Annotated in this window: 13 protein-coding genes and 1 pseudogene; 10 read left to right on the top strand and 4 right to left on the bottom strand. The window is 28.1% G+C overall.

Going from position 1 to position 20,338, the window contains the following annotated elements; genetic code table 11:
• Positions 1-131: 131 nt before the first annotated feature.
• On the top strand, positions 132-1,349 hold the full coding sequence (locus tag M9397_RS00525) for an amino acid aminotransferase (RefSeq protein WP_250227030.1): 1,218 nt from the start codon (positions 132-134) through the stop codon (positions 1,347-1,349).
• A gap of 168 nt (positions 1,350-1,517) precedes the next feature.
• On the opposite strand, the gene M9397_RS00520 is transcribed toward M9397_RS00525, so the two are convergent.
• Together M9397_RS00520 and M9397_RS00515 are read right to left on the bottom strand one after the other, a co-directional pair.
• Positions 1,518-2,177 (bottom strand): MBL fold metallo-hydrolase, encoded by a 660-nt coding sequence (locus M9397_RS00520; RefSeq protein WP_250259762.1) that lies wholly within the window; start codon positions 2,175-2,177, stop codon positions 1,518-1,520.
• A 303-nt stretch (positions 2,178-2,480) separates the two neighbouring features.
• Positions 2,481-3,266, bottom strand: coding sequence for an enoyl-ACP reductase FabI (locus M9397_RS00515; protein WP_250227028.1), 786 nt, complete (start codon positions 3,264-3,266; stop codon positions 2,481-2,483).
• Positions 3,267-4,879: 1,613 nt separating this feature from the next.
• Here M9397_RS00515 and ribA point away from each other — a divergent pair.
• The 8 genes from ribA to M9397_RS00475 all read left to right on the top strand — a co-directional run bounded on the left by ribA (position 4,880) and on the right by M9397_RS00475 (position 15,703).
• Positions 4,880-5,467, top strand: coding sequence for a GTP cyclohydrolase II (gene ribA, locus M9397_RS00510; RefSeq protein ID WP_250227027.1), 588 nt, complete (start codon positions 4,880-4,882; stop codon positions 5,465-5,467).
• Positions 5,468-8,302: 2,835 nt separating this feature from the next.
• On the top strand, positions 8,303-9,865 hold the full coding sequence (locus M9397_RS00505; protein WP_250259759.1) for an anthranilate synthase component 1: 1,563 nt from the start codon (positions 8,303-8,305) through the stop codon (positions 9,863-9,865).
• A 2-nt stretch (positions 9,866-9,867) separates the two neighbouring features.
• On the top strand, positions 9,868-10,467 hold the full coding sequence (locus tag M9397_RS00500; protein WP_250259757.1) for a glutamine amidotransferase-related protein: 600 nt from the start codon (positions 9,868-9,870) through the stop codon (positions 10,465-10,467).
• Between the two features lies 1 nt (position 10,468).
• Positions 10,469-11,464 (top strand): anthranilate phosphoribosyltransferase, encoded by a 996-nt coding sequence (trpD, locus tag M9397_RS00495; protein ID WP_250227225.1) that lies wholly within the window; start codon positions 10,469-10,471, stop codon positions 11,462-11,464.
• Positions 11,465-11,475: 11 nt separating this feature from the next.
• On the top strand, positions 11,476-12,852 hold the full coding sequence (gene trpCF, locus M9397_RS00490) for a bifunctional indole-3-glycerol-phosphate synthase TrpC/phosphoribosylanthranilate isomerase TrpF (protein WP_250227024.1): 1,377 nt from the start codon (positions 11,476-11,478) through the stop codon (positions 12,850-12,852).
• A 40-nt stretch (positions 12,853-12,892) separates the two neighbouring features.
• Positions 12,893-14,095, top strand: a complete 1,203-nt coding sequence (gene trpB, locus M9397_RS00485; RefSeq protein WP_250227023.1) for a tryptophan synthase subunit beta — start codon at positions 12,893-12,895, stop codon at positions 14,093-14,095.
• Positions 14,092-14,928, top strand: coding sequence for a tryptophan synthase subunit alpha (gene trpA / locus M9397_RS00480; protein ID WP_250227022.1), 837 nt, complete (start codon positions 14,092-14,094; stop codon positions 14,926-14,928). Before trpB ends, trpA begins: the two co-directional genes overlap by 4 nt.
• 610 nt (positions 14,929-15,538) lie before the next feature.
• Complete coding sequence (locus M9397_RS00475) at positions 15,539-15,703, top strand: YciC family protein (RefSeq protein WP_320411835.1); 165 nt, start codon at positions 15,539-15,541, stop codon at positions 15,701-15,703.
• A gap of 538 nt (positions 15,704-16,241) precedes the next feature.
• On the opposite strand, the gene M9397_RS00470 is transcribed toward M9397_RS00475, so the two are convergent.
• Positions 16,242-16,862 (bottom strand): TonB family protein, encoded by a 621-nt coding sequence (locus tag M9397_RS00470; protein WP_250227021.1) that lies wholly within the window; start codon positions 16,860-16,862, stop codon positions 16,242-16,244.
• Between the two features lie 917 nt (positions 16,863-17,779).
• Between M9397_RS00470 and cls the strand changes: the two are divergent.
• Positions 17,780-19,234, top strand: a pseudogene (cls, locus tag M9397_RS00465) (cardiolipin synthase); the annotation flags it as partial.
• Positions 19,235-19,693: 459 nt separating this feature from the next.
• Here the strand turns inward: cls and M9397_RS00460 are convergent.
• Positions 19,694-20,305 carry a thymidine kinase gene (locus M9397_RS00460; protein WP_250227019.1) on the bottom strand — a complete coding sequence of 204 codons (612 nt, stop codon included), beginning with the start codon at positions 20,303-20,305 and terminating at the stop codon, positions 19,694-19,696.
• Positions 20,306-20,338: the final 33 nt, after the last annotated feature.

Genomic DNA, 20,338 nt, shown 5'->3' with positions numbered 1-20,338 from the left:
ATACATGATGATATATTTAATATCCTTATATTATTAAAATTGAAAATTTCAATATAAATAATTGGAAAAACATAATAATTTTTGATATAAATAAGATATTCTGCACATTACAATACATACGGATACATATTATGTTTCAATCTATTCAAATGGCACCTGACGATCCAATTCTTGGTTTATCAGAAATTTATGATGCCGATGAACGAAAAAATAAAATTAATCTCGGAATAGGAGTATATATCGATAAAACAAAAAATACTCCTGTTTTAACTAGCGTCAAGCAAGCTGAAGAATGGTTGTTAAAACATGAAATTAGCAAAAATTACCTCAATATAGAAGGTCTACATTCTTTCAATACTGCGACTCAAAATTTACTATTTGGCAGCAATGCTAATTCTATTGTTTCGGAAAAACGCATGCGAACTGTTCAAACTCCAGGAGGTACTGGAGCGTTACGTATTGCAGCAGAATTTATAGTAAAAAATACTAAATCTAAACGCATATGGATTAGCTCTCCTACTTGGATCAATCATAGAAATATTTTCCTGGCTGCAGGATTATCAGTATATACTTATCCTTATTATAATAATATAAATCATTCACTAAATTTTGATGAATTATATTCAAGTTTGCAAGACGTTCAACCTAATGATGTCGTATTGTTTCATTGTTGCTGCCATAATCCTACAGGTATTGATCCTAATACCGAACAATGGAGTATTCTATCAGAATTATCAGAAAAACAACAATGGCTACCTTTATTTGATCTAGCTTACCAAGGATTCTCTCATGGTTTAAAGGAAGATCTCGAAGGTTTATATATTTTCTGTAAAAAAAACCCGGAATTAATAGTATGTAATTCTTATTCAAAAAACTTCGGATTATACAACGAACGAATAGGAGCGTGCACTGTAATTACTAATAATAATGATGATGCAGAACGAGCATTAAGTCAATTACGGGTTATTATTCGTGGTAATTATTCTAATCCACCAGCTCATGGAGCATCCATTGTGTCTTTGATATTAAATAACAAAATTTTACGGTCTACATGGGAATCAGAGCTAAAAAATATGAGAGAACACATCAAACACATGAGAAAATTACTTGCGAATACTTTACAAACTCACGACAAAAATAAAGATTTCAGTTTTATCAAACGACAATGTGGTATGTTCTCTTTTATAGGACTGAAAGAAAATCAAGTAATTAGACTAAGAGAACAATTTGGTATTTATCTGGTAGGCGCTGGTAGAATTAATTTATCCGGTTTATCAGAAGATAATATCGATTATGTAAGCAAAGCTATCATTAAAACTTATAAAAAAGCGATTAACTCACCATCCTAATTTTATTTTTTAGGATAATTAGAGAAGGTTTAATAATCTTCATACAAATATGAAGATGCAATTAAAAATTACACAACACCTCAACACAAACATGTATAATCTAGAGTCCTGTTTGTCATAATTGTAGACGCTTTCTCTAATCCTAATGAATGAGTTATAAATTTCGCGCTATGATGATGCCACATAATTATTATTTTTACGCTCATAACCCAGAGTGGAAGTACTTCCATGTCCCGGTAAAAAAAGAATATCGTCTCCCAATGGGAACAATTTAGTCTTAATAGAATTAATTAACATTGTCATACTTCCTCCGGGCAAATCCGTGCGACCAACACTTTTTTTAAATAACACATCTCCCATCACCATAAATTTTCGTACTTTATTCCAATACACTACGTGCCCAGGGGAATGTCCTGGACAATGTAATATATCAAAAACTTCGTGTCCTACTCGCACTATATCACCATCTTCTAACCAAACGTCTGGAATAACCGAATTAGGAGTAGTATTTTTAAAGAAATCTATAATACTTAAATCCAACATTCTGTATTGAATAGATAAATCATCTAACAACGATTGATCAGCTTTATTTGGACCTATTATTGGGATTTTATAATATTGTTGTAATTCCATAGCACTACCGACATGGTCAAAGTGACCATGGGTTAATAAAATTTTATTTATTTTCACTCCTAATCTATCTATTTCTGATCGTAGTTTATCACTGTCTCCCCCAGGATCTACTAACGCTGCTTCATGTGTTGCTTCGCACCAAATTATTGAACAATTTTGATGAAAAGGAGTGACCGGTACAATACTATATCGCATATTTATCTCATAATTATGTGCATCTGGTTCTAAAAATTAATAATGTTTTAATATTTGTATTTACATACAAATCTACCATGTAGATTCATACTTTTAAAAATAATTACACTATAAAAATTACATATTAGATTATAAAATAAAACAATAATTATAAGAGAACACATATATTCGTTAATAACCCAATAACTAAAACGAATGATCTTAAATATATATTTAAGCACATATAATTATTGAATACAATTTCAACTTTAAAATATTCAAAAATAACAACTACACTCTACATATACTCACTAAGTATATGAATCATTCTGCATCATCTATGTTGGACGCGATATTAAATCCACCATCAACATAAATTATTTCACCGGTAATACCAGATGATAAATCAGAACATAGAAATACAGCAACGTTTCCAATTTCTTCAATAGAAATATTGCGACGAACAGGCGATTTTCTTTGATAACATAATAACATCTTTTTAAAATTTTTAATACCAGAAGACGCCAAAGTACGAACAGGCCCACAAGAAATCGCATTGACACGAATACCTTTTGGTCCCATGGCATTAGCCATATAACGAGTATTCGCTTCCAATGAAGCCTTAGCTAATCCCATTACATTATAATGAGGTGTAGCACGCATGGCACCTAAATAAGTCAATGTTACTAAGGATGCGGTATTATTAAGCATATTCCTACATGCTTTAGCTATACCTACAAAACTATAAGAACTAATAACATGAGACAATATAAAACCTTCACGAGTAACAGTATCTATGTAATCACCTTGTAATTGATCAGTAGGAGCAAATGCTATCGCATGTACAAATCCATCGAAAGTTAACCACTTTTTTCTTAACTCAACAAACAATTTATGTATGCAAGAATCTTCAGACACATCACATGGTAATACAATATCAGAATCAAAATTTTTAGATATATTTTGCATTCTCAATTTTAATTTATCAATATGATAAGTAAAAGCTAATTCCGCACCTTCTCTATGTAAAGCCTGAGCTATGCCATAAGCTATAGATCTATTATTAGTTATGCCGGTAACTAAAATTCGCTTATTACTAAGCAATGCCATACTTATATCCCCAAAATACACGTTTATGTAATAAAAAATAATAATACATTAAGCGTTCAACATTAATTATAACGAATACTATTATATATTTACAAACTTCTATTATTGCTGCAAGATTGTTACTTAATATTAATTGTATAAATTATCACCAATAAATTTGTAGTAAAATGGCTACTACTATCATAACAAACAATACCTACAAAATATAGTTACATTGTGAACCAACAATCTACAATTGCCATATCGTAAAAATGAATATAAACTTCAACTATAATAAATTATGATCAGCGTCATCACCTCATTCTACTTTACGATAACCAATCAATAAATATGGAGTATTAAAAAAATTTATTATTATAATATATATTATATTTTAATTAACAACACACTATTTACTTCTATTCAATAACTACAATTATTTAAAAAATAAATATTCATTAAACAATTTATCAAAATAATTACTACTGAATCTTCATGTCAAAAATTTTAAAATATTCTAATTTTTATAGCTCAATATATTTATCAAAATTTTATTAATTATATTGTTATAAATTCTCAATAAATTTAACCTATTTATTAACATATCTTAGAGATATCAATTCTGAAATGAACTAGGCTTGTATAATCCCTTTAAACAAGCTACATAATAAAATATCATACTACCACATGTACGTTTTTAAAATAATCATTTTATTACGTAATTACATACCCAGCAGCACTAAGCATTAATAGTGGTTATGTAATCATTATTGTATAACACTAAATTTGAAGAAATTATATCGATTAGATATATGTGCGACTGCTCCTTCATTACTGCGTAAAATGTAGAATAAATTACTTAAAAATAAATCTTAATTCCTTTAACTTATGATTCCATAAAAGATGATATTAAATTTTAATAAAATAATTTTATTTGTACTAAAAATATATTAGATCATACTGTAATTCCATCCTCTTTTAACAATAAATATTAAAATAATAATCAAAAAAAATATTAACTAATTTTATTAATTATTCACTAATTTTATATCAAAAAAATACAAAATATATGATGTTTTGTCTATGCACATGAACATTTATTTTTTTCATTGTAATAAATCATTAAATATCAAATGTTTATTTGTGCTCGTAATTACAAAACACATACAAAAAAATAAATACCATTTATGTATAAAATTATTATATTTTTAAAAATTTACATAAATATTCATAAATTTTATTAAATACATTATACTTGCTGTAGTTATAAAACTAAAACATATGGATATTGAAAATAGTAAATACAAGTTGTAATTATTTAAATTTAATACCACCTTTTTATATAGTTTTAATAAAACTCGCTAAAATAAAAAATATTAATAAATATTATTTGTAACATACATAACACATCTTATAGTTATAATAACAAGCTTAAACAATTATGCTTATAACAATACTGTTGAATACATATTCAATATTTAATTATTAATTAACGAAGTTATTTTGTACTATACAACATAATACGAATGTTTAAATATATAACATATTTTACACTTCAACACTATTATTAAAAAACTAGCAATTCTTTAATAAAAAATAAACATTCTTGATGACATCTTTAGAGAGGCAATAACATGCGACTTAGACGGGTGACAGAAGCAAGATTACCAACACTTTGGGGTAATTTTTTAGTCGTAGGATTTGAAGAAAATTTAACTGGAAATAATCACGTTGCATTAATATATGGAAATATTACTGGATCAGATTCCGTATTAACTCGAATACATTCTGAATGTTTAACAGGCGATGCTTTATTTAGTTCACGTTGCGATTGCGGATTTCAACTAAAAACTGCATTACATTGCATCACAGAAGAGAAATGCGGTATTTTAATCTATCACCGTCAAGAAGGACGCAACATTGGATTACTAAATAAAATTCGCGCTTATGCACTACAGGATAGTGGAGCTGATACAGTAGAAGCAAACCAATGTTTAGGTTTTGCTCCCGACGAAAGAGACTTCACTATTTGTGCAGATATTTTAAAGTTATTACATGTAAAAAAAATACGCATTTTAACCAACAACCCAAAAAAAGTAGAAATCCTAAATAAATCATGTATTGACATAACAGAAAGAGTTCCTCTAATAGTAGGAAGAAATCCAGAAAACTCCAGATATTTGGATACCAAAGCATCTAAATTAGGACATTTATTTTTATAACTATCATAAAAAAATATAAACATTATAACTACATTTTAAAAATGTTTTGTTATATGAAAACTTCATTAGCTACTTCTGTGTACAAAATAAACAATATGTATACTCTATCATACCGAACTAAATTTTTATCTTCTTCAAAGAATAAAAATAATGATTTTAAATATCGACATCTAATTTAAATCGTATAAATACAAAACTTCAGCAATTTAACCTATATAAAATCCATCAAAATTTTTCATAAGTTATATCTTTAAAAAATTATTCTTATTTGTGCTTTATAAAAGAACCACGCTTTAATCATCAAGTTATTTTAAATAAAAATAGTTCAAATAAATGATACATCACTAATCCACTATCCTTTAATTCAATTAATTTTAATATACACTAATTTATTACAAAAGCCCCATACTATAAAAATATAAAAAATATTTTTACACATCATATCTTTCTTTAATTTAAATAAAAACTATCACTCTTAAAATCCGTTACACAATCCATGAACACATAACTTTTTATTTTTATTATATTGAACGAATCCCTTCAACAACATTTTCATTTATTTACATCTAACTATTTCAAAACTCAAAAAATATAATATTTTCCATATATACACAAAATATGTCATCTTTCTATTAATAACCTTATTCAAATCATATCCTCAATATACATATATTATAACTATAACCCACCTACTATTTTACATAAATTACATATCCGCATATTTATCGATATTATTAAATTTACTTAAATTTTTTTTTAAAGACTCAAAAATATACTTAAAAAACAATTTCTGACCTAAATAATTAATCATTTATAAAACACAAGAAGGTTTGGTATTACTATAATACACATCAATTATAATATACTGCATTATATAAATATATTTAATAATATTACCATTACATAAAATTCTCCATTCTTCCCTGAAGAATACAAACAACATTTAACTACTAATTAATCATCACTAAAACCACTGCATACATCCTATTCTGATATACGCGATATAATCATAATTATTACATACAATAAAACTATATAGAATACATAATGCTGAAAGTTTCAAATAATTTACTTATTATTAATGATTTTATTCTAAAATAGATCAAGTCATAGTCACAAAACTCTACAAATATAAATCTATAAAAATTGTTTCAAAATAAAACATTTATTAACACTTATTCAATAAGCAATGCACAACGAAACATTATCAAAATTTGATTTAAAAATATTTAATTTCATATGATCACAATAATGCACACTTACATTAAAGTTTGGCGTACCAAACTATTTCTAAGTATCATCTATCACCAACTCAGTTTAAAACTCATCTATAAATAATATGTGCATTATAATACATTCTTAAACTTAATCATTTTGAGTTGTAATATCTAAATTTTTATTCACATCATTTTAATGTAATTGAGTCCTGATTACGGTACGTAAATCATTATGATCATTTTCAATGAAAATTTCATTCACACTAAAAATTAGAATAATTTATTTTTATACAATATTAAATATACACAACTACTATCATCATTGCTAAATATAATTAAAAATCAATATGTTTACAGTATACTACTAGATTTAATCCCCACATGTAAATAACTCACCAAGCAATTAAAAATATTTTTATTAATGAGCTTTATTTTCAATAATTTCAGTAAACATCGTCACAACTTCCATTCATCACTGTTTTATAGATCCAATTCAAAATAATTCATACTATCAATCTAAATAAAAATAATAACATTTCAAGTATTGAGAAATGATCCTTTTATAAATACCATAATTATTATTCATGTTGATAATATAAGCAGCTTATCAATCAGAAAAATTTAGTTAATTATATTAACATAAATAAAATCATACAAAATCATCACTTTAATCTTCTTCATTACACATGAAGTCTCTCAAAAAGGAATTCATTATATTATACCCTCACACATTAATACATCCATAATACATCTAATCAATGTATTGAAATGCAATTTAAAGATTTACACATTATTCAAATAATAAAAAATTTCATATATACCATCATGAAATAAATATCAAAAACGATTAAATTAAAATATTATATATAGAATGTTTATTCTAAACTTTGTACACTCATGTTAATTCGATAAATTACTCTATTAAATAGCATTCAATTACACAATATATTTATCTTAACGTTATTGAAATTAATTATTACATCAACACAATCAACCAAATACAACAATTTCTACCCAAATTTATCATGTTTGTAAAATGATACAATCATCCATATATATATATTTGCGTATATGTTTCCTCATATATAAATATACACTTAATAAATATCATTTCAGTACATTTATTTAAATTGTATTTATAGTTGATGACATAATTAACACCTTTACAAAAAAACCATTAAAATCTATAAAAACTAATAATATATATATGTTTTCATTATAATTCAGTGTAATTTTATATTTATCGTAATAATTATAATTTTAATAAAAAACTATACATTTGATACTCACAACAATAATAGACAATTTTTTATCTATTAAGTTGTCTATCTGTAATATTACCATATTCAATTAAAAATATTTTTACTATTAATAACAGTAACTGCTATTTGACATTTTAAAAAACAATAGTATTATCAATGTTATTGATATTTATGTATCTATAAAAAACATAAAAATCACATCGAGATAAAATTGAATGTTCTCTTATTAATACCGTTTCTAGTAATTAAGCGATTATTTAAAAAAGTTACTATACTTAAATGAAAATGTTTCAATTAGACCATTAATATAAATGAGCTGTTTGATAAATAAATCACTGAAAAAAATTTAAAAAATAATGAGATATCAAAAAAATCGAATGCAATGTCTAAATATTCAAGTACGCTACCACTCTAATTCTTCAGAAGTTTTTAATCAATTATGCAATAAACGCAATTCGACATTATTATTAGAATCATCAGAAATCAATAAAAAACACAACATAGAAAGTATGATGATTATTGATAGTGCATTACGTATTACCGCCTATGGTACAACCGTTACTGTACAAGCTTTGACTAAAAATGGAGCAAGCTTGCTCCCATTACTAGCACAAACATTACCTACAAAAGTACAAATTTATAAAACTTTTGACAGAATTAAATTTATATTTCCTATAATACAAACAATGATTGATGAAGATACACGTCTACGATCAATTTCAATATTTGACTGTTTACGCTCATTGTTGAAAATAATACAACCTCTTCCAAATACCCCCAAAGCTATATTTTTAGGGGGTTTGTTTTCTTATGATTTAATATCTTGTTTTGAATCGTTTCCTCAATTAATCAATACTTATACATGCCCAGACTACTGTTTCTATTTATCTGAAACATTATTGGTGTTTGATCATCAAAAATATACTGCTTCCTTACAAAGCACCTTATTTAGCTCAAATACCTTAGAAAAAAACCGATTGAAAACTAGAATGAACCAATTAAAAACTCAAATTAGTCAAACACCTCAGTCTATTCCTTACAAAAAACTACACAACATGACATTACACTGTGATCCGAATGACGAAAAATATAAACGAGTTATACGTAAAATACAAAGATCTATCCGTCAAGGAGAAATATTACAAGCTGTTCCTTCACGGCGATTCTTCCTTCCATGTCCTTCACCATTAGCAGCATACCATGTATTGAAAACTAATAATCCTAGTCCCTATATGTTTTTTATGCAGGACATAACATTTACACTTTTCGGGGCTTCTCCAGAAAGTTCTCTAAAATACAACGCAGATACTCGACAAATTGAAATTTACCCCATCGCTGGCACGCGATCTAGAACTTATCATACTGACGGATCATTAGATATAGATTCAGATAACCGTATAGAATTAGAAATGCGTCTAAATCATAAAGAACTATCAGAACATCTCATGTTAGTAGATTTAGCCAGAAATGATTTGGCACGTGTTTGTAAAGCAGGTACCCGTTATGTAGCTGATTTATTAAAAGTAGACAGATACTCTTTTGTTATGCATTTAGTATCTAGAGTAGTAGGAGAATTGCGTAATGATCTTGATATACTACATGCCTATCGCGCATGTATGAATATGGGAACATTAACTGGAGCTCCTAAAATCAGAGCTATGCAGCTGATTTATGAAGTAGAAGGTACTCGACGCAATACTTACGGGGGCGCGATTGGATATTTAACTGGTTCTGGAAATTTAGATACATGCATCATCATCCGATCAGCTTATGTTACCAATCAAATAGCGACAGTACAAGCAGGTGCCGGTATAGTAATAGATTCTATACCTCAATTAGAAGTCGAAGAAAGCCGTAACAAAGCACGTGCTGTTTTACATGCCATCTCTACAGCACATGGCTCTGAGGAATTATTTTGACAATGGCTGACATAATATTATTGGATAACATTGATTCATTTACGTATAATTTAGTAGATCAGTTACGTAATAACGGACATCAAGTATTGATATATACCAATCAACTACCAGCATCAATAATAATTGATAAACTATCAGATATGATAGACCCAATTTTAATATTGTCCCCAGGCCCTGGATCTCCTAGTACAGCTGGATGCATGATACAATTAATAACACGATTACACAGAAAAATTCCAATAATCGGAATTTGTCTAGGACATCAAGCCATTGTAGAGTTTTATGGAGGACATATATCGCAATCAAAAAAAATTTTTCATGGAAAATCTTCTTTGATATACCATGACAATTTAGCTATGTTTTCTAATATATCAAACCCTTTTTTAGTAGGACGATACCATTCATTAATAGGTAATTGCATACCAAATAATTTAAAAATTAATGCTTATTACAACAAACACACGGTAATGGCAGTACGTAATGACTTTGATCGGATTTGTGGGTTTCAATTTCATCCCGAATCTATTCTAACTACTCACGGAACGCAACTTATTCAACAAACTATCGCATGGGCAATGTGTTTATATAATGAAAAAAAATAATATACAAGACATTTTACATACTTTATATCAAGGTAAAAATATTACCCAAGAACAAAGTGAAACATTATTATATTGCATAATAAAAGAAAAATTATCTTCAATACAGATTGCATCGGCGCTGATTAGTATGAAAATACGCGGAGAGACTTTTGAAGAAATTATAGGCGCTGTAAATGTATTATTAACTCATTCTAAACCTTTTCCTCGTATAAATAGCTTGTTTGCAGACATTACAGGTACCGGAGGAGACAATAGTAATACTATTAATATTTCTACAACTAGCGCTATTGTAGCCTCAACTTGTGGCGCCAAAATCATTAAACACGGCAATTCCAGTATATCTAGTCTAATAGGATCAATGGATTTACTAGGAAAATATTATTTACATATAGATAATACTCCAGAAAAATCATATCAAAAATTTAATGAATTAGGTATATGTTTTTTATATGCCCCACAATACTATGAAGTACTACACCGCATAATGCCCATACGCAAGCAATTAAAAATTCCTACGTTATTTAATATAGTAGGGCCATTGATCAATCCATCCAAACCTCCATTAACTCTCATTGGCGTATACAAAAAAGAATTATTATCGCCTATAATCCGAATATTGCAGTTGCTTAAATATAATCACGCGATAGTAGTACATTGCGGAGGGATTGATGAGGTAGGATTACACTCTTCTACTCATGTAGCAGAACTATACAACGATATCATCAGCAATTATGTTTTAACAGCGTCAGATTTTGGATTAAACTCTTATCCGATAGAAACATTACGTTGTTATTCAAAAAAACAAGCCCACGAATACATGATCAATACATTAAAAGGAAAAGGAGAACCTGCTCATTCTGCTGTAATAGCAGCCAATGTAGCATTATTATTAAAATTATTTGGGCATAACAATTTACATGCTAATACACAACTAGCTTTAGAAAAAATGCATCATGGTATACCTTACGCTCGCTTAACTTCTTTATCAGACAACTAAGATACAAAATCATGCAATACACAATACTTGATAAAATTCTGTCATATAAAAAAATATGGATAGCTAATCAAGAAAAGCAGCATTCGTTACATATTTTAAAAACCAAAACACAATTAAGCAATCGTGATTTTTATAGCGCTATGTCCAACAACAAACGTCAAACAATATTTATATTAGAATGTAAAAAAGCGTCTCCTTCTAAAGGTATTATTTGTAATAATTTTGATCCTGTTAAAATAGCGCAAACTTATAAAAATTACTCCTCAGTGATCTCGATATTAACTGATGATAAATACTTTCATGGAAATTTTGATATTTTACACCAAGTAAGCGATATCGTAGAACAACCAATATTATGTAAAGACTTCTTTATTTCAGAATGGCAAATTTATTTTGCACGTTTACATAAAGCTGATGCCATTTTACTAATACTATCAATTCTAGATGATACAACTTATCAAAAATTGGTCAAAATAGCTCACACACTATGTATGGGAGTTTTAACAGAAATCTCAAACGCAGATGAATTAAAACGTGCTAAATATTTAGGAGCGAAAGTAATCGGTATAAATAATCGCAATCTGCATGATTTTTCTGTTGATTTAAATCGTACTATTACTCTAAGCAAAGATATACCTAATACAATCACTGTAATCAGCGAGTCTGGTATTAACAATTATTGTCATATAAGAAAACTTAGACAATATGTCAACGGATTTTTAATAGGCACAATATTAATGTCTCAACCAAATCTTAATGTAGCCATTAAAAAATTAATTTTAGGAGAAAATAAAATATGTGGACTTACTCGAGTGAGAGACGCTTATATTACATATAAATCAGGAGCAATATACGGAGGTTTAATTTTTGTTCCCACTTCATCTCGCTGCATAAATATCATAACTGCAAAACGTATTGTTTCTCACGTACAACATTTAAGTTATGTTGGTGTATTTTGTAACGCTACAATTTCTTATGTTGTTAACATAGCTAACATATTGAAATTAGCAGCGGTTCAGCTCCACGGCATAGAAAACCAAGATTACATTAATATTTTACGGACACAGTTGCCCATGCAATGTCGTATATGGAAAAGTATTAACATGAGGCACCACAACAGGCCATTGTCAAGGTATAATATATTGAACGTAGACCGCTATTTAGCAGACAATGGAGGAGGTAGCGGCAAAACTTTCGATTGGTCACTACTATCTAATATGCGATTAGATAAAGTAATTTTAGCAGGAGGATTAACAATAAACAATTGCGATAAAGCGGCACGCATAGGCTGTATAGGTTTAGATTTTAATTCTGGTGTTGAAATTAAACCAGGCATTAAAAATCACCGGAAACTTATCAAAATCTTCCAAATAATCAAGTCTTATTAAGGAACATACATTTCGAATAATTAAAAATAAAATAATCAATATGATAAAACTAAAATCCTATTTTGGAGAATTTGGAGGTATGTATGTACCTCAAATTCTAATGCCAGCCCTAAATCAATTAGAAGAAGCGTTTATATCAGCTCAAGATGATGCTCTTTTCCAAAAAGAACTTAAATATCTTCTAAATCACTACGCCGGGCGACCCACTCCTCTAACATTATGCAGAAATTTAACAAAAGGAACTCGAACGAAACTATATTTAAAGCGAGAAGACTTATTACATGGAGGATCTCACAAAACCAACCAAGTATTAGGACAAGCTTTACTAGCAAAACGTATGTCTAAAACAGAAATAATCTCTGAAACTGGTGCTGGACAACATGGAGTGGCTGTTTCCATTGCAGCATCTCTGTTAGGGTTAAAATGTCGTATTTATATGGGATCCAAAGATATAAAACGTCAAAAACTCAATGTTTTACGCATGCAGTTAATGGGTACTCAAGTTATTCCAGTATATCATGGTTCTGAAACCTTAAAAGATGCTTGTAACGAGGCTATGCGTGAATGGTCGAAAACTTATGAATACACTCATTATATGCTTGGTACAGCTGCTGGCCCCCATCCTTTTCCTACAATCGTTAGAGAATTTCAACGTATCATCGGCAAAGAAACATACAAACAAATACAAAAATATGAACAATGCTTACCAGATGCAATTATTGCTTGCGTAGGAGGAGGATCTAATGCTATTGGTATATTTTCCGATTTTATTGACATACCATCAGTGCAGTTATTGGGAGTAGAAGCTGGAGGATTAGGTGTAGATACTAAATATCATGGGGCTGCTCTACAACATGGAAGTACAGGAATTTATTTTGGTATGAAAACTTCAATCTTACAATCTGCAGAAGGACAAATAAAAAACTCTTATTCTGTTTCCGCTGGTCTTGATTTCCCATCTGTTGGACCAGAACATGTTTACCTCAAAAATATTGGTCGAGTAAAGTACGTATCTGTTAATGATATAGAAGCCATAACAGCTTTTAAGAAACTATCTATTCATGAAGGAATTATACCGGCTCTAGAATCTGCGCATGCTTTAGCTCACGCATTAAAAATAATTCAAAAACAACCAAATAAATCACAAATTTTAATAGTCAACTTGTCAGGACGTGGAGATAAAGACATTTCTACAGTTTATGATGCATTGCAATTACAAAAAGAAAGAGATACATCAGAATGAATCGTTATCAAAAATTATTTACACACCTAAATCAAAAAAAATCAGGAGCATTTGTTCCTTTTATTACTATAGGATATCCCGATCCTATTTCTTTTACACACATCATAGATATATTAGTTTCATCAGGCTCCGATGCATTAGAATTAGGAATACCATTTTCTGATCCTATATCAGATGGCCCTATGATACAAAAGAGCATGGAACGTGCTTTTAAATCAGGGATGAATTTGGAACGTTGTATGACGATGCTATACAATATTCGTAATAAATATCCAAATTTACCCATCGGTATACTAATCTATGCAAATTTAATTTTTAAAAATGGAATAGATAAATTCTATTCATATTGTGCAAATATAGATATAGATTCCATATTAATTCCTGATCTTCCTGTAGAAGAAAGCCTACCGTTTTATAGTTCTGCTGTGCAACACAAAATAGCCCATATCTTCATTTGTCCACCTAATGCTACCGAAGAATTAATTCATAATATTACTACTTTCGGACATGGATATATCTATTTATTATCTCGCCCCGGAGTAACTGGAATAGATATTAATACAACAAAAATCAATAACGCTATATTATATAATATGATTCAGTGTATCCAAAAACAAAAAAAAAATTTACCTATACTACAAGGTTTTGGAATACACACACCACTTCAAGCTCAAGAATCGTTATTGTTAGGAACTTCTGGGATCATCACCGGTTCTAAAATTGCAAAAATTATCGAAGAAAATATATCTGATATAGTACTAGCGTTTAATAAAATAGAAAGATTAGTACGTCTTATGAAAAAATCCATGCATTTCAATATAAATTTAAATTAATAAATAAATGTATTACTTCCATTATTATTTTGAAAAAACAACTAAATAATTATATATTACAATCCTCAAATTAACATGTAAATCCTTATAAAACTTCTAAAATAGATTATTTTAAACTTGATATCACATTAACATATGTGTAAAATGTTATTATAACGTGTTTAATTTCCCATTAAAACACATTAAACTTATAAACAGACACCTAGATACAATTTCACCACATTGATGCAGAAACATTCAGATTGTTATAAATTAACGATATCATTTATCAGAAAATTACCAATTACAAGTATTCCCGAATAATATGATGAACCATTAACTATTTGTAGAATCATATTATGTTCTGTTTAAAATTAAATAATTTGATTAAATTGCATACATTCGATTTTAAGGAAATATGGTTTTCATTTTCAAAAATATTTTTATAAAAATTATGATAATCAAATGATCTTAAAATATATTCTGTGTGTATTCTCAATTATTATATATTAACATTACAATATTAATATTAGTTATGACATTCATTATTTAAACTAGCCTAAATTATTCTTTCTTACCAAAAAGAAGATCTCATATTTACTATCACTGTATTGATATGAACTTATAAGCTATAATCCAGGAAATATCATCAAATCAACGGTATATTTTATTAAAATTATCTGTCTCTAAAAGTATTTCTAAGCTGATAAGTGGTAACTTTTTATTAGGAAGTATATTAACTACGTTGTATGTTTTATCCACCACCAATAAAACAATCAATCTTATAATACAATAAATATCATTAATTCAACAATACCAGAATTTCCAAAATTATTACTATTCATTTCTTACACTACATTGTGCATACGGTTGAACTTAATAATAACACGATTCTGACTACACCGCTATCTATTATAATCAGTTATAACTCTGGTTATTATCATCACTCATAATATATCTATTATGGAACTGTCCGACTAAGCATAAAAATCAGCTACTGTAACATCCATTTAATCACGCCACCAATATTTATTATAATTGCTTAATAAAAACTACATTCATACTAATACTAATTCATTATTTCCATTCTTGAATCTTCATTGTTAAAATTGTAACAAATAGCACGAACAAAAATATTAGCTACAATTATTTTAATTCATTAATACCGCTTACACATGATTATCAAAACAATATGAAGTTATTAATTTTTAAAAACATTTTATGTACACTGAAAATAATGAATACGACATCAACACCTATGTATATTATAACGTAAAATAACAACTATTCGATTAATCAAACACATTACTTACATAACATAACCATATATCATACTAATTCCCAAATATTTTTACAGCATTTAAACAAAATTTAAAAGTAATAATTAATTTTTTTTCTGGCCTATCACGCTCATATACCCAACGACGCATAGCTGATCTAATACTTTCTTCAAAAATACCAGGCGGTACAGCTGATAATATATGTATATTCTCAACTCTACCTTTAGTATTCACATCGTATTGTACAGTAATTTTTCCTGCTATATTTAATATTCTCGCTCTATTGGGATATTCAGGATACACACGATTAATTATGCAAGAAGATATATACGTCCGATCATAATTTTTTTGAGACAAATTCAAAGAATGCATTAGTGTAGAATCCTCAATATTAACATTGTTTTTTTTAATCAAATGAAAATTTGAATTAGTATTTGATTTATGTTGAGAACTATCTACAATTTTATTTTTTGAATACATCATAGCTCTTGGATTTTGCTGGTTACGATATGGTTCAAATTTTTTCGACACATGATTTTTTTCTAACGATTCATGAAAAAGCTGATTAGATTGCAGTAATGACAATGTAATTATTTGAGATCTTTGGGTGTAAGTTGAAGTATTAACAAAATGACAATAACGATTTAATAATACATATATTACCAATACGTGCATTACACATGACAAAAAACAACAAAAATAAAGCGATATATACAGTTTACACCAAATCTGTTGATACAGATCAATAATCAAATTTTTTATTTGTTTAAAAAACATCATGTTTCATTATGATGTGCATTTTACATTTTTATATTAAAAATTATTATTATTATTCAAATCAATCTTCTTAACACTTTAAGTGCGTAACAGAAATATACAACATATCAAGATATATGACATATAAGAAGTTTTATGCGATACGAAACACATTTATGTGTATCATATATGTTTTCTTTATTTATATTGCATATATTGAAAATATTAGTACACACAAACATTCAATTTAAATTTCATTCAAAATAACTAACATAATTCATTCACATAATCATTCTTATACTTTCTCATACATATTTCAAAAAACATTAAAAATACGTAATTACAGCATCAATCAAACAATTTAAAAACATTCTCTTCAACCAAATAGCAAATACGTGAATTACATTATAAAATATTAATGCATCAATTCTAATTGGGTAATATTACACAATTTAAATATACACATACATCATGTTTTTGATGATTTCTTTTATTATTTAGATATTAATAATCAATATATATATGTATGCATGAAACAATAATTACTAATTATATAATAAAATGTATAAATTATTTATTTCCTAATAAACATAAGAAATGACCTCAATTATCGTATACTATTTATAATATAAAACATTATAATAATAATAATAAAATTTATATTATTAAATAATGATGAATATCAATGAATATATTTTACTAATCAATACTTGATCATTACATATCTACATCTTTTATGCGATTATAAAATTTTGTCATAAAATAAATATTCAATAATAATCTATAATCTTTGTTTAAAGTATCCCATAAACATCTCAAAGGATTTTATGTAAATCATGATTGCGATTCATGCTATATTTAATTGTATTTTCTTGTGCAGTTATTGGTTATTAATCGTACTAGTTACATTTCGAGTTTTAATAAAACGCCGAGCAGTACCATCGTCTATGGCATGGCTATTAGTAATTTATATTTTACCTTTAATAGGTATCATTACATATCTATTATTTGGAGAATCTAACCTTGGTAAACCACGCTCTACTAGAAGTAAAATAGCATGGTCATCTACTATGCGTCGCATACAAATACTAAAAACCTACAAACATATATTTTCCACTGAACACAGCTTAATTGCTTCTTCATTATTTAAGCTTTGCGAACATCGTCAAGGAATAGGCGCTCTAAGAGGTAATCAAATACAATTATTTAAAAAAACTGACGATACTATCGTATCTTTAATTAAAGATATTGAATTAGCTCAACACAGCATTGATATGATATTTTATATTTGGGAATCTGGGGGGTTAGTAGATCATGTTATAAAAAAATTAATTATAGCAGCTAAAAGAGGTATTCGATGTCGAATTATATTAGATTCAGCTGGATGTACTAATTTTTTCAGTAGCTCATATCCTAATATAATGCGCCAAGCTGGGGTTAATATTGTAGAAGCGCTACATATCAATTTGTTACGTATATTTCTACGCCGTATGGATTTGCGACAACACCGAAAAATGATATTAATTGATGACCATATTGCTTATACTGGCAGTATGAATATGGTAGACCCACAGTTGTTTAAAAAAAATATAGGGATTGGACAATGGGTCGACATTATGGTACGTATAGATGGTCCTGCAGCTTCTGCCATGAGCATAATATTTTCTTCTGATTGGGAAATTGAAACAGGACAACATGTATTATTCCCATTATTATTTAACGCTCACATAGTAACAGCGCATAAACTAATACCAACAGGACACACTATTCAAATTATTCCCTCTGGCCCAGGATGTCCAGAAGGAATAATTCATCAAGTATTGTTAATATCATTATATGAAGCGCGTAAAAAACTTATCATTACCACTCCATACTTAGTACCTAGCGACGATTTATTACATGCCATTTGTACAGCAGCACAACGGGGAGTAGAAGTACATATCATTATTCCTCAAAATAACGATTCTGTATTAGTAAACTGGGCTAGTAGAGCATTTTTTAGTGAATTATTGAAAGCCGGGGTTTTAATACATCAGTTCCAAAATGGATTACTACACGTAAAAAGTGTATTAGTCGATCAACAATTAAGTCTCATAGGAACCGTTAACCTAGATACACGCAGTTTATGGTTAAACTTTGAAATAACTTTAGTTATTGATAGTAAAGATTTTAGTAACGAGTTAGAAAAAACACAGGAAACCTATATTGCACATTCCAAAATAATCGATCCTCAAAAATGGGCTAAACGTCCTTACTGGGAACGCATTGTTGAGCGTTTATTTTATTTCTTCCTTATTATAAAGAATTTTTTCATTTTTAGTTTCAACAAATCACCCCAAATAAATACAAGAAAACCATACCATTCTCATTACATAGAATACTCTAATTTCAATTAAAATATCCATAAATCCCTTTATCACAATCAAATATATACTCAAATATCAATTTGATTTACATAAAAAATAAAATCCTTATATACGTTTAAAAACAAAAATATATTCTATATTTAATCAATTTAACTTCTGATTTAACAGTTCATGATTAAATTTCAAAATACTTTATCGTGATTACAGTGACTTCATCAAGTGTGATTATTTGAAATATAAATTAATCCGTACTATTAATATTAATTATCCAAAGTGCAATAATATTTATATCATTTATAACTTTAATACCAAGCATGCTATATACATAAAATATATGTTATTCAAAAACAAATAAAATCGTGTATAATATCAAAAAGCTGTTATTTATTTTGGTACACATTTTGTTACAGATAACGGTGAATCTAGTTGTTCTACAAAATGTTTACGGCATACTGAAACATAATGGTTATTACCCCCAATCAGTATTTGATTTCCATCTCGCATTACTAAACCATTATTATCAATCCTGAGAACTCTATTAGCTTTTCGTCCACAATAACAAATAGTTTTTAATTCAATTAATTTATCTGCCCATGCCAATAACCATAAACTTCCTGAAAATAAATCGGCTCTAAAATCAGTACGTAATCCATAACATAACACTGGAATATTCAACACATCAACTATTTTACTTAAATCAATCACTTGATTACGATTGAGAAAATGACACTCATCCACTAACACACAATGTATTATATCCCTTTGATGTGTAGTTACTATTTGATCAAAAAAATTAGTTTTAATATTAAACGCTCTAGCGGAAGCATGCAATCCAATACGAGATTTGATTTGTTTATGTCCATTCTCTCGAGAACTCATTTCAGCAGTATATAATACAGTGTGCATTCCTCGTTCTTGATAATTATAAGAAGACTGTAATAATGCGGTAGTTTTCCCGGCATTCATTGCGGAATAATAAAAATACAATTGTGCCATACAATTAATACCCTATTCAAATCACAATATTTG

This window comes from Blochmannia endosymbiont of Camponotus sp. C-003, from assembly GCF_023585685.1.
Classification (GTDB): domain Bacteria; phylum Pseudomonadota; class Gammaproteobacteria; order Enterobacterales; family Enterobacteriaceae; genus Blochmanniella.
Note: the sequence above shows the minus strand (reverse complement) of the source record. Positions and strands in the feature narration are given on the sequence as shown.

Bases quoted from the DNA above. Each gene is read 5' to 3' on its own strand.
- M9397_RS00505 (WP_250259759.1), top strand. From the start codon at position 8,303: ATGAGATATCAAAAAAATCGAATGCAATGTCTAAATATTCAAGTACGC.
- trpA (WP_250227022.1), top strand. From the start codon at position 14,092: ATGAATCGTTATCAAAAATTATTTACACACCTAAATCAAAAAAAATCA.
- M9397_RS00520 (WP_250259762.1), bottom strand. From the start codon at position 2,177: ATGCGATATAGTATTGTACCGGTCACTCCTTTTCATCAAAATTGTTCA.
- trpCF (WP_250227024.1), top strand. From the start codon at position 11,476: ATGCAATACACAATACTTGATAAAATTCTGTCATATAAAAAAATATGG.
- M9397_RS00470 (WP_250227021.1), bottom strand. From the start codon at position 16,862: ATGCACGTATTGGTAATATATGTATTATTAAATCGTTATTGTCATTTT.
- M9397_RS00525 (WP_250227030.1), top strand. From the start codon at position 132: ATGTTTCAATCTATTCAAATGGCACCTGACGATCCAATTCTTGGTTTA.
- ribA (WP_250227027.1), top strand. From the start codon at position 4,880: ATGCGACTTAGACGGGTGACAGAAGCAAGATTACCAACACTTTGGGGT.
- M9397_RS00460 (WP_250227019.1), bottom strand. From the start codon at position 20,305: ATGGCACAATTGTATTTTTATTATTCCGCAATGAATGCCGGGAAAACT.
- M9397_RS00500 (WP_250259757.1), top strand. From the start codon at position 9,868: ATGGCTGACATAATATTATTGGATAACATTGATTCATTTACGTATAAT.
- M9397_RS00515 (WP_250227028.1), bottom strand. From the start codon at position 3,266: ATGGCATTGCTTAGTAATAAGCGAATTTTAGTTACCGGCATAACTAAT.
- trpB (WP_250227023.1), top strand. From the start codon at position 12,893: ATGATAAAACTAAAATCCTATTTTGGAGAATTTGGAGGTATGTATGTA.